Origin of the sequence: Mesorhizobium sp. L48C026A00, from assembly GCF_000502375.1 — a bacterium.
In the GTDB taxonomy this organism is placed as follows: Bacteria; Pseudomonadota; Alphaproteobacteria; order Rhizobiales; family Rhizobiaceae; genus Mesorhizobium; species Mesorhizobium muleiense.
On sequence record NZ_AYWU01000005.1, the window covers coordinates 209,510 to 221,727 of the forward strand.

The following is a 12,218-nucleotide window of genomic DNA, read 5'->3' on the forward strand; positions in this document are numbered from 1 at the left end:
TCGTTTCAACCAAACACGTCGTGCGTAAAGGCGTCATACCAGCCTTCCGCCGCGCGCGCAGCCTGCCGGCGGACCTCGGAGCTTTCGTCGACCTTGCTGACGAAGCTGATGACGCTCTTGAGCTTCCCGTCGACGGGCTTGAAGCTGATGGCGTTGCTGAACGCATCGTCGGGGGCGAGATAGGTGTAGCAGGTGTTGAACAAATGCGCCGGGAAACGCGCTGATCCGGTGAGATCGGCCGCGATGGCAAAGGCGCAGGCTTTGGCCTGGCTGTTGGCGCAGAAGGCGGATTTCGGCATATCCCCGCCGATGATCGCGTCACCGACCAGATGGACGCCGGGCTGCAGCGCCGATTCGAAGGTGACCGGATCGACCGGACACCAGCCCGACCGGTTGGCGAGCCCCGCCTGCTGCGCCAGGCGCCCGGCCATTTGCGCCGGGATGACATTGGCCACCGCGGCCTTGAATGTTGCGCCCGCGGTGATCACCGACCGGGTCTTCGCGTCGATTGCCGTGACCCCGCCGGTGAACTGAGCCGGTAGCCATTCGATCATTCCCGGATAGTGGCGGTTCCAAGCGTCCTGGAACAGGTCCTGCGCGTTGAAGCTGTCTTTCGCATCGAGGATCAGAATTTTGGCCTTGGGCTTGCTGTGCTGGAAATAGGATGCGACGAGCGAAGCGCGCTCATAGGGGGCCGGTGGACAGCGAAACGGATCCGGCGGAACGACGATGAGGAACAGGCCGCCGTCCTCCATGCTTTCCAGCTGCCGGCGCAGCAGCTTGCTTTGCGGTCCTGCATTCCAGGCGTGCGGCATGATCTCCATCGCCACATCGTCATAGCCCTCAAGCGCCCGGTCCCTGAATGCGATGCCCGGCGCAACAACGAGACGGTCATAGCTGAGCTTCGAGCCGTTGTTCAGCGCAACGGTCTTCGCCGCCGGGTCAATCGCCGCGGCGGACTCATGAATGACGGTGATGCCGTATTGTTTTGCCAGCGCTTCATAACCATGGCCGAGCGATTCGAACGGGCGTAGCCCGGCGAGATAGAGATTGCTGAAAAAGCAGGTCGTGTAGCTCTGCCGCGGTTCGATCAGGGTCACGTCGACGGCCGTGGCGCTGGAGGCGAGATATTTGGCGACCGTTGCGCCGCCGATGCCGCCGCCGATCACGACGACGCGCGCCTTGGCTTGGCCCCGCGCCTTCCGTGGGCTGAGCGCCGTCAACAACCCTGCTCCGGTCAGGCAGCCGAACTCGCGACGCGTCCAGGATTTCATGGCGGGTTACTTTCCCTGCGCTGCGACATAGCGCGCGACGCTCGCGATCTCCTCGTCGCTGAGCGAGAGCGCGATAGCGTGCATGATGTGACTGGGGCTCTGGCTCGCCCGGTAGGAAAGCATGGCGCTGGTGAGCCTCTCCTCGCCGAGCCCGATGATGGGGGGAATGCCTTTGTCGTGGCCATCAAGGCGATGGCAGGACGCACAGGTCGCGGCGAGTTGAGCGCCTTGATTGGCGCCCGCCGCCGCTCCGGATTGGCTGACGAGCAGGACGAAGCCTGTGGCGATCGCACATCCCACGACGGGGCGCATGCTGAACGCCCATCTGTTTCGGAGTTTTGCGGTCACGCTCCCACCCAACTCGTCACACCACAATTCGCGCAGTTCAACTGCCCCACGATCTCAACCAACCGTAAGCTGGTGCGACAATGCATAGACGGCACCGCCGTCTTCTTCCCAGACGAAATCGAGCCGGCCGCTTTCCGTCGCGCACAAGGAAAATTCGAAAAACGGGTTGGCCGAAATCGCCTCGTGGAGATCGACACTGAACACCACGGTTTCGTTGTAGCGGCAGACAAACTTGTTGATGATCTTGCGCGGGATTACATTGCCTTGATCATCATGGCGTAGCCCCGTTTCCATCTCATGGCTGATGATGGTCTTGACCTGAAAAATCTCCCCCATCGCCGCAGCATTTGGCACGATCACGCGTGGTGTCGGGGTGGTCACTGTCTCTCTCCGATCTCAGGCACAGCCATCCGTAGCGACACGGACCCACGTCGTGGTCATCAGCAAGATGCCGTCATTCATTTCAGCGACAGCGACGACGTGTTGCGGTTTGGCAAGCCGGATGCGTGTCGACACGCGGGGCAGACTGCGTTGCGGGACGAAGTGGAAACTGGCCACTTCGATGAGCGGGTTCCGCGGCGCGAACACGCGCATCTGCCTTACATGGTCGGCCTCGGTCATGGGGCTGTCGATGTAAAGACTCATGGGCACGGTGTAGCCGGTCGGGAAGTCCGTCGGCATTATCAGGTGAAGGCGATCCGACACCGTGGCCGTCCGTCCGGTGAGCTGCTCGATGAGATCCAGCGCTTCATCGTTCGCACGCGCGCTCAGCGGCGAGAAGAGCGCGACCCCGGCAAACCCCACACTCCCGGCGATCAACACATCGCGGCGCGTCAAGCTCATCGTCCCGGTCTCCAAACCCTGCCACCTCTTTAGGCCACTCTAAGAACGCATCGGCGGCGGCAGGCGGCGCACTCGGACACATCAGTGCGGCAGCTTCTACCAAATTTAGCACCGACAACCGCTGGGAGCAATCTCGCGGAAGTGCCCATGGCCGCCCTTTAAACCAATGCATTCTGTTTTACCGGCCGTTGGGAGCACGCCGGCGGATTCTGCGACTACCCAACTTCGGTCGCCGGCCTGATCGCTGGAGGCGTTATTGCGGCACCGCTGTCGGGATAGATGGTCAAGGCATTGCGGGAAAGGACGCCATTGCGGGTTGTCGGATCTCTGATCACTCTTGGCCGGCTATCAGATGCTCGAATTAACTGGAGCGCTCGAACCGCGCCAGCGCAATGTCTGATTTACAAGCCTGCGCGACATTCATGATAAGGCTGAAAAAGGACGGGTTAGGGTGGGAAGCGGTCGTTGGTCTCGTCCCAACGAGCAAGTAGCGCCCCTGAGCTGACCCATCCGGGCCGGACCCCGGGGCAGTCTCGCGTGCCGCCCGAGATAACTCGCGAGGCTAAGCCCAGAACGCATCCCAGGCGTAGAGGTCGTAGAAGTGCTCCCGGCCGTCAATCACCTTGCCATTCTTGATGTCGAAGACAATGCAACAGAGCACATCCAGCCGTTTGCCGTTGCGCTCCCCGGTATTGCGATGGACGCCGACCACGCGTCCGTCCTCGCTCGCCATCACATGCAAAAGATCGGCCCTGAAGGTCCCGTTGGTTTCGCCGCCATAGCGGCCGAACTGGCCAAAGGTCGCCTCGCGGCCTTCGTAGTCTCCGGCGATCGGACTTTTCCCCGGAGTATGCCACGTGCAGGATTCGTCGATGATTTGCGTGAGCGTGTCCATGTCTCCCGAGTTGAACGCGGCATAACCGCGCCGAACGAACTCGGAGTTCTGATTCCTTAGCGTCACGTCTGCCATAACTTCCTCCCGTTGCTGACCCGACCCCGCTAGGTCGCGTGAGAGCCTAATGGGCGTCGGCCAAACCCATATCAGCAACATACACCCGGCACGGTGCGCGCGCACGAGGAAGCTTGCCTTCGCTCTTCTCCGCAGGAAGTCAGCTACGGGTCGACTCGAATCCTTGCGCGAAGGTCGGCTCTGGAGAAGCGCCAGGAAAGTAGGCAATTGGCGCGACCGAGCTGGCCGGCGCATGGGCTCGGATTATACCGCGATGGAGCGTTCTAAGTCTCAAAAGGGTGGAAATTTGCCGTCTGGGTCGCTACCGGAACGGGCAAGGAGCGCCACATCTGGGCTTTCGCGGTCCGTGAAACGAAGGTCGTGTCTCGGACCCTTCGAGACGTTTGTCGTCCGTGGCCGCCATTCAACGCTATTATGGCGAAGCACAGTCGGGCAGGCGCAGCGGCTTCTCTATCTTCGCGAGCTCTTCCGCCTTGGCGCAGTCAGGAAAGCCGACGAGCCGCATCGTTTTGATCAACCGCTGGCGCTCCGCTTCATTGAATCCGGGCAGATTGATAAATCCCTCGACGGTCAAATTGGGAAACCGCCTGAGTGCGTCCGCTACTGAGACCTTCGCCTCTTCAGTTCGGCCAAGAGCCGCAAGCGCGCCAGAACGCATCACCCAGTGTTTCCTTCCATAGTTTTCCGGCGTCAAGCGGTCCAGCATCCGCAGGGCATCCTCATACCGGCCCACCATGAAGTAGGCGTGAGCGAAAATCCTGGCACTCCACATCGGGAAACCGGGGTTGAGACTGACTGCCTTGTCGACCAGTTGCGCGACGCGCTCAGGCTCGCCGAAGGTCGAGGCCCAATCGATATAGAAAGTCAGAACTTCGAACTGGCCGGGAGCGAGGCGCAGTGCGGTATCGAACTCTGCCTTGGCGCGTTCGAATTCGCCTCTGTCACCCAAAATCATCGCATACACAGCATGCGCCTCGGCATCGCTCGGGTCGAGCTGGACAGCGCGCTCGGCAGCCTCGGCAGAGAGAGCCCGGTTCTTGTCGCGTTCAACCCCAAAACCGGTCAAGATACCGTGGGAATGGCTAAGTTCGACCCAAGCGCGGGCAAGGCCGGGGTCCAGTTCGACCGCGCGGGTGAGCAGCCTGACAGCCTCCTCGACATCCGCCTGATTGACTTGCTCGAGTTTTTCGGTGCCGAGCAGATAGAGTTCGTAGGCATTGAGATTCTCGGGCGGCCTTCGATGGGCGGTGATGCGGCCCGCCTCCTGGACCAAACCTGCGCCGCCGCCGAGGCGGTTCGAAATCTGCTCAGAAATTTCAATCTGGATTGCGAACAAGTCCTCGTCCGGCCGGTCCCAGCGCTGTGACCAAAGATGTTCGCCCGTTTTGGCGTCGATGAGCTGCGCCGTAATTCTCACGCGGTCGGTCTGACGCTGGATGGAACCCTCGACCACAAATCCTGCGCCAAGCGCCTTGCCCACTTCACTCGGCACGGCTGGTTTGTCCCGGTATTGTTCAGTCGAGTTACGGGCGATCAGCTGGAATTCAGGGAACCCCGCCAGATCGGTGATTATGTCCTCAGTGAGGCCATCGGCGAGGCGTCCGGTCGTCTCGTCGCCGCCATAGTTGTCGAACGGCAGCACCGCTACCGATGGTTTGCCACTTACTGTCGCAGTCGGCCAGAATTGCCAGACCGTCCCGGCCAAAACCAGAATAAGGACTGGCACGGCTGCTGCTGCCAAAACCCAGCGCGGAGGCGATGACCGCGCTGGCTGGCGTGGGGCTTGTCCCTCAAGGATGACGCGGAAGGCCTGCACCGGTTCGGCGATATTCTTCACCTTCTGCTCGCCCAGCGGCTCGAAGCCGAAAGCCAGCTTCTTCTCAACCTCCCTGGCGACCTTTGCCGAGACACAGATGCCGCCCGGGTCTGCCAGCTGCTGAAGCCTGGCCGCGACATTGACGCCCTCGCCATATCGGTCCTCGCCCTCGACGATCACCTCGCCGAGATTGATCCCGATCCTGACCCGGATCCGCTGGTCCTCGGGAACGGCGGCGTTACGTTCCGCCAGCCCGCGCTGCAGCGAGACGGCGCATTCCACGGCGTCCACCACGCTGCCAAATTCGGCTAGCATCCCGTCGCCCATAAGCTTGAAAATCTGGCCTTGATGGCGGGCAATCTCCGGCTCAAACAGTTCCTTGCGTCCCGCACGAAGGCGCTCGAATGTGCCAGCCTCGTCGCGTTCCATCAGCGCGGAATAGCCCACGACATCAGCAGCAAGAATGGCGGAAAGCTTGCGGTCCATTGGTTCGGCCTAACCTCACCGGATTATAGGACTGGTCGCACTTAAATGAAATGACCGACCTCAACAGCGCTTCAGGGGAACCCGCGTTTTATCCAACGCTTCTACTGATCGCCGCAGGCAGTCCCTCGGTGTGGAATGCCCATGTGAGCCCGATTGTTCGTGTGCCTCCCGTAAGTCGTTTGCAGTGTGAGGACCGTCGTCGAACGCAGCCCCACGGATCGGTGGGTGGCAAAGCGGCGCATGGCCTAGCCTTAGCCTAAGTCCATTTCCGCAAGTTTCGAGACATTCGAGCTTGCCTCCCGGAACGGCCGACTTGGGTCAATCCTTCCGGTTTCTCGAACAGGAAGGTAGCGCCATTTGCAGACGTCAGCGAGTGCGGCCACTATGGTCCCAACTCGTGTTCATGTCGGACGTTTCCGGTCTGACGCCGCGCGGATCGGGGCGTCTCCCGCCATCGATGCGATCGAGTTCGCAGCCACCTGGCGGAAAGCGGAAGGTTCTGATCCGCCTTTTAAGCCCAAATTGCTGGATTTGGCAGCCCAGGAAGGATAGGCTTGGTTTTTGGTTCAGGCGATGGAACAGAGACTAGCCGCAATTCTGGCTGCCGATATGGCGGGCTACAGTCGGCTAATGGAGGCCGACGAATCCGGCACGCTCGCACGCCTTCGGACCCATCGCATAGAACTGGTCGATCCCGCCATCGCGAAGAACAAGGGCCGGATCATCAAGACCACCGGAGACGGCATGCTCGTTGAGTTCCAGAGCGTGACCGATGCCGTGAAATGCGCCGTGGAAATCCAACAGCGCATGAAACGGCGCAATTCGGATGTGCCGCAAGAACGGCGTATCGAATTCAGGATCGGCATAAATCTCGGCGACATCATTTTCGACGATGAGGACATTTTTGGCGACGGCGTCAACATTGCCTCGCGCATCGAGCAACTCGCCGACGTCGGCGGTATCTGCGTGACCGCAGCGGTGGCGACCCAAATTGCCGACCGTCTCGAAATTGCCATGGAGGATTTGGGCGAGAAGACGTTAAAGAACATCAGCCGCCCGGTTCGCCTCTATCGCGTTGGGTTTGACAGTCATGTCCTGCCAGAAGTCGAGGCAAAGCGATCCATCTCGAAACCTTCGATAGTGGTGCTGCCATTCAACAACATGAGCGGCGACCCCGAGCAGGAATTTTTCGCGGACGGACTGACCGAGGACATCATCACCGAATTGTCCCGCCATCATGAACTGTTCGTCATCTCGCGCAATTCCAGCTTCGTCTACAAGAACCGCGCCGTGAATGTGCGCGAGGTGGCCGAGAAACTCGACGTCCAATACCTGGTGGAGGGAAGCGTTCGCAAGATCGGCAACAGGGTGCGCGTGACGGTTCAGCTCATCGACACGGCGAATGACGCTCATATTTGGGCAGACAAATATGACCGGAAGCTGGACGACATATTCGCGATTCAGGATGAGGTAACCGCGGCGATCGCAGCCACGCTGCCCGGTCGTGTCGAGGCGGCTCAGCGGGACCAGCTCGCGCGGGCGAAACCTGCAAACATGGCCGCGTATGAATGTGTTCTTGCTGCCAAGGTGCTGCATCACCGAGGCACGATTGAGGATAATGAACGCGCGCAAACCTTGATAGGCAGGGCCGTCGCGCTCGACCCCGATTATGCCCATGCCCATGCCTGGCGCGCCTGCATTCTTGGCCAGGCCTGGGTCCATAACTGGTGCAAAGACAGGGATGCCGTCTGGAACGACATCTTGGCAGCGCTGGACAGGGCGCTGGCGCTGGACGACAACGATGCCGATGTCCACCGCATCCTCGCCGCAGTGAACGTGAACAACAATGAGCTGACCACAGCGCGCTACCATCAAGAGCGCGCCCTCGCCCTCAATCCCAACTACGACCTCGTGGTGGTGCAGCAAGGCGAGTTGTTGACGTGGCTGGGAAGGCCGGAAGAGGGAATTGAATGGATCCGCAAGGCAATGCAGTTGAACCCGCACCACCCGGAGAGGTTCTGGAGCCATCTGGGAAAGGCGCATTTCGCCGCGCGCCAGTATGGCGAGGCGATCGAAGCTTTCATGCATCTGTCAACCATGGACTCGGTTCAGCACGCTTTCGCCGCTGCCTGCTACGGCTGGCTCGGCGACGAAATCGCGGCCGCGGCGCATCTGCGCAAGATCAAAACGCTCGATCCCCAGTTCGACCTCGATTCATTTATCGCCACCCTGCACTATGCCCAGAAGTCTGATGTGCAGCACGTCCGCGAGGGACTGCTGAAAGCCGGTATTGCCAACCTGTAGCCAGCCGGTGACTACGAACCGGATCCAATCGGGGACAGGCAAAAAGACCGGCCCCCACCCAAGGACGAAGCCGCTCGCGCGGCACTGGCGCGCGAGCGGCTCCGTCCAGGGGTCATGGGCGTGAATTCGGCCGGGGCGAGCCAGAGTCCGGCCATGTCAAGACTCGGTCTCTAAGGGATTGGGTTTTGACCTTACCGGTACTCGAAGATCGACCTGAAAATTCCGGGCGCGATCACCGACAGCGGATTGACGTCCAGTTTGGGCTTGTTGGCATTGCCCCTGAGCCGGTAAGTCACGCCGATCAGCCCGCGATCACGGCCATTGCCGAGCAACGCGCCGAACAGCGGCAGTTCGCCAAAGATGCGGTTGATGCCGTAGACCGGCATGAAGGTGCCGGTCATGTCCATGTTGTTGTTCCGGTCATAGAGCGTGCCCTGGAAGGTGGTGCCGATGCGCGGGCCGCGCAGCACGCCATTGGCCAGCTTCAGATAGCCGGCGCCCTTTTCGATCTCGGAAAAGCCGCGCTCGAACTTCACTCTCGACGTGTCGATATTGGCTTTGACGGCTTCGTTGAGGCTGCGGCTGTCACCGGCCGGCGTCGTCGATACGAGCGAGGCGAGTTTCGGCTCGTTGACCACGAAGAAATCATGCGAGTCGACCTGGCCCTTCATCGGCCCATCGCTTGCCCCGGCGAGCGCCAGGGTGATCGAGCCGCCCTCCATATGCTCGTAGATGTTGAGGAACCGCAGGATTGCGCCGGCGTCGGCCGACCGCACGTTGAGGGCGCGCTTGCCGGCGCCGGTCGTATTGCTGATGCTGATGGCAGCACCCGAACTTGCCGTGGCGCTCACCTTGAGCCCATTCACCCTCGAGCCGGCGGCGCTGTAGTCGAGCTTCAGGTTCGACAGCGTCTCGTTGTGGAAGCCGGTCAGCGAATTGACGTCGGCGCTGACCGAAATCGCGTCGGAGCCCGTGGCCTTGGTGGCGGTGTCGACATCGGACGTGAATTGCTTGATCAGCGAGCGCGCGTCCAGCGCGCTGCCGCTGATGTCGATCGCGTAGCCCTTGCCGGATCGTTTCACCGAAACGGCAACGTTGTCTCCCCGGTTCAGCTTGACGTTGCTGAACCGCGCCGAGGACAGGGCGCCTTTGACCAGCACCACGCCGCCATCGATCGAAAAGGTCTTTCCATCCAGGTCGAAGTCGGACAGCGTCGTGGTGTCGCCGGATTTGGCCATGGCAAATGTGACATTGGCTGGAATGCCGGGGCCCTTGCTCCAGCCTGCCCAGGGAATGTCCAGCCTGGCATTGGTCAGGTCCGCCGAAACAGTCTGGTTGCCCGTGCCACTCTTGTCGATCTCAACCTTGACGGTTCCGGAAAGCAGCTCCGACAGGCCAGGCATGGCGGCGGCACGTATCTTGTCGTCGAGCATCAGCGCCACTTTTCGGCTGCGTGGCGGTCCGCCATCCCTGAGCGGTTCGATCAGGTCGAGTTCGGCTGGAATGCCGTTGAGCAGCGCCTTGGCTGATATCACCGCCTTCTCGCGTTCCACCGTGATCGAACCATCCGCGTCCGTCACCGTTTGGTCTTCGAACGGCTTGCCCAGCGACAGGTCTTTGTAATCGAGCGTCACCAGCCAATCGAGTTTCGAGCTGTCGACGCCTGACTGCAGCGGAATATCCGCCTTGACGTGGCCGGTCACCGTGCCGGACAGGTCGTCCGGCAGCAGGCCGACATGGCGCATGGCATTGATCGGCTCGTAGGAGGCGAGCTCGGCGATTGCGGACGCCTCCCCGGCAACATCGATATCGAGCGCGCCGATCACCGGCGGGCGGTTCGCCGCCTTGATCGTCATCGTGCCGTTGCTTGCCGCCACCGTGCGGCCGCTGGCCATATAGACGCTGCCCGAGGACAAGGCGATGTCGACGTCATTACCGTGGAATTCGACGACGCCGACGGCATCGCGTATCGGCGGAATACGACCGGCCGTATCGAATCGCGATCCTTCGACCTGGAACCGGCCGAATATCTCATCCGATGAAAGCGGGATGCCGTTGCCAAGGCGCCCGGGCACGACCTGGAACTGCAGGCTGGCGTCGACGACGCGGCCGCCGAACAGGTTTTTCAGCACCCACAGGCGAGCGTTTCGCGCCGAAAACCAGGGCCACAACTGCTTGACATGCGAGACCGGCATGTCGTGGACGTTGAAGGCTACAGATATGCCCGGCACCTTTCCCCTGGCGAACTCGACAGAAGCCGTGCCCAGCGCCTCGCTGGCGGACCCGGATCTGATCCCGATCTGCTCGGCCACGAGCTTGCGGCTGCGGGTCTGGAAGACGCCGGCCACCCGGGCGATGAAATCGAGCGCAGGTTCGGAGGATTCCGAAGGCGCCAGCGTCGAGCCGTCGCTGGTCAGGTCGTAGCGATAGGACGGCTCCTCGCCCGCTGTTCCAGTCGCCGGCTTCGGCCCGATCGAACCGGCGAACTCGAATGTCGAGCGACCGGTCCTCACTTGCAGCCGGTCCACCTGGACCTTGTTTGCGCCGGCGACAAGCGTCGCAGCGAGATCGACGTCTGCTGGAAGCGAGCCACGCGTGCCAAGATCGAGCACGGCACCGGCGAACGACAACGAGGCCGTCAGCCGCGACGCGTCGTCGCCGGATCCTTCCGATCCCGCCAACTTCAGGGCAATCGCGCCAAGCGTCCCGCCCGGCGCTGCCGCAGCCTGGTCAACCTGTGCTATCTCGACGCTGGCATCCAACGCCGTCACGCGCCGCGTCGTCGTATCGCGGCTGGCTGAGGCGGCGATGGTGAGTGCCCTGCCGTCGACGGCCGCGTCGGATGAAAACTCCATGCCGCCCGGCCCCGACTGCGCAACGGTAGCATCCGCGATCCTGACCAGTTTGACCAACCCGGCCTCGGGCGGAACGAGGTCGACATTGCGCAGCTCGATCCGGCGCATCTGCTCCTCGCGCACCGCATCGAGCGCGTGACCGATGCTGGCAAAGACCGTGCCGGCCAGCCTGTCCGGATCGATGAGGCCGTCATCATTGCGCAGCGCCGCCGTCCAGTCGCCACCCGACGGCAGCGCCGACATCACGATGCGCGCGTCGGAGATCCTGGCGCTGGTAAGCCGCACCTCGCCCGAAAGCAGCGGTATCAGCCTTACGCCGAAGCGGACACGCCCGGCATCGGCCAGCGGCTTGCCGTCGGCGGTCTTGAGGCTGACGTCGCTGACCTGCAGCGCAATGAAGCTCGATCCGTCGAGCGTGAGACGGGCCGGCCCGACCGCGACGTCGAGGTCGACGCCGGCCAATTTCTCGATGGCCGTTTCCGCCTCGGCCCGCAGCCGCTCGGTGCCGAAGCCGGACATGCCGATCGCATACACAGTGGCGGTGGCCAGCAGCACAAGGGCCAAAAAGCCGGCAAACAGCCGCGCAAGAATACCAACGCCGCGGCCCTGGCCGAGCGGCGGTATGCGGCACGCGGACGGGAAGGCCCCCAGGTCGGTGATTTCATCACGCCTGAATCTGATCTTCTCGTGCTGCGGCTGCTCCTGATCCACACAATTTTCCGTTGAACGAACTCGACCGTGGACGACTCCCGGTGCGACAATATATCGATGAGGCTTCGCGCGTAACCACAAACAAGGGCATCGATATGGCTGATCTCGACGTCGGCGACGTTGCGCCGCAGTTCGACCTTCCCCGCGACGGCGGCGGGTGGCTCAGCCTCGCGTCATTGCTGGGAAAGCCGGTCGTGCTTTACTTCTATCCGCAGGACGACACCACCGGCTGCACCAACGAGGCGATCGGCTTTTCGCAGTTGAAGCCGGAATTCGAAAAGCTCGGCGCTGTCGTGATCGGCCTGTCGCCGGACAGTGTCCGAAAACACGACAAATTCAAGTCGAAATACGATCTGACCGTCGACCTCGTCGCCGACGAGGAGCGCAAGGTGATCGAAGCCTATCATCTGTGGGTCGAGAAGCAGCTCTATGGCCGCCGCTATATGGGTGTCGAGCGCGCAACGTTCCTGATCGGCAGCGACGGACGGATCGCCCGGATCTGGCGAAACGTTCGCGTCAAAGGCCATGCCGAGGCGGTGCTGGAGGCCGTGCGCGCGCTTTGACGTCGATTTCGGGACGTCAATTTCGGCTGTGGCCTGAACCGGTGTGAA

Annotated in this window: 9 protein-coding genes and 1 pseudogene; 3 read left to right on the forward strand and 7 right to left on the reverse strand. The window is 61.8% G+C overall.

Annotated features, from left to right (window positions below; translation table 11 throughout):
• Positions 1-5: 5 nt before the first annotated feature.
• From X738_RS53360 to X738_RS53375, 4 genes are all read right to left on the reverse strand, one after another.
• Positions 6-1,274, reverse strand: coding sequence for an NAD(P)/FAD-dependent oxidoreductase (locus tag X738_RS53360; protein WP_023798304.1), 1,269 nt, complete (start codon positions 1,272-1,274; stop codon positions 6-8).
• Between the two features lie 6 nt (positions 1,275-1,280).
• The gene (locus X738_RS53365; RefSeq protein WP_023798305.1) at positions 1,281-1,586 is read right to left on the reverse strand and encodes a c-type cytochrome; all 306 of its coding nucleotides are present in this window, start codon (positions 1,584-1,586) and stop codon (positions 1,281-1,283) included.
• Between the two features lie 90 nt (positions 1,587-1,676).
• Entirely contained in the window at positions 1,677-2,003 is a 327-nt protein-coding gene (gene soxZ / locus X738_RS53370) for a thiosulfate oxidation carrier complex protein SoxZ (protein ID WP_023798306.1), read from the reverse strand.
• 15 nt (positions 2,004-2,018) lie between these two features.
• Entirely contained in the window at positions 2,019-2,465 is a 447-nt protein-coding gene (locus X738_RS53375) for a thiosulfate oxidation carrier protein SoxY (protein ID WP_023798307.1), read from the reverse strand.
• A gap of 168 nt (positions 2,466-2,633) precedes the next feature.
• On the opposite strand from X738_RS53375, the pseudogene X738_RS86890 reads away from it, so the two are divergent.
• Positions 2,634-2,865: pseudogene (locus X738_RS86890) on the forward strand (sulfite exporter TauE/SafE family protein); the annotation flags it as partial.
• 162 nt (positions 2,866-3,027) lie between these two features.
• On the opposite strand, the gene X738_RS85960 reads toward X738_RS86890, so the two are convergent.
• On the reverse strand, positions 3,028-3,435 hold the full coding sequence (locus X738_RS85960) for a nuclear transport factor 2 family protein (RefSeq protein WP_023798308.1): 408 nt from the start codon (positions 3,433-3,435) through the stop codon (positions 3,028-3,030).
• A gap of 412 nt (positions 3,436-3,847) precedes the next feature.
• Complete coding sequence (locus tag X738_RS53385) at positions 3,848-5,737, reverse strand: adenylate/guanylate cyclase domain-containing protein (RefSeq protein ID WP_023798309.1); 1,890 nt, start codon at positions 5,735-5,737, stop codon at positions 3,848-3,850.
• Positions 5,738-6,310: 573 nt separating this feature from the next.
• Between X738_RS53385 and X738_RS53390 the strand changes: the two genes are divergently transcribed.
• Positions 6,311-8,041 (forward strand): adenylate/guanylate cyclase domain-containing protein, encoded by a 1,731-nt coding sequence (locus X738_RS53390; RefSeq protein ID WP_023798310.1) that lies wholly within the window; start codon positions 6,311-6,313, stop codon positions 8,039-8,041.
• A 191-nt stretch (positions 8,042-8,232) separates the two neighbouring features.
• Here X738_RS53390 and X738_RS53395 read toward each other — a convergent pair whose 3' ends face one another.
• Positions 8,233-11,607: a YhdP family protein gene (locus tag X738_RS53395; protein ID WP_023798311.1), complete on the reverse strand. Its 3,375-nt coding sequence runs from the start codon at positions 11,605-11,607 to the stop codon at positions 8,233-8,235.
• A 95-nt stretch (positions 11,608-11,702) separates the two neighbouring features.
• On the opposite strand from X738_RS53395, the gene X738_RS53400 reads away from it, so the two are divergent.
• Complete coding sequence (locus X738_RS53400; RefSeq protein WP_023798312.1) at positions 11,703-12,170, forward strand: peroxiredoxin; 468 nt, start codon at positions 11,703-11,705, stop codon at positions 12,168-12,170.
• Positions 12,171-12,218 lie beyond the last annotated feature (48 nt).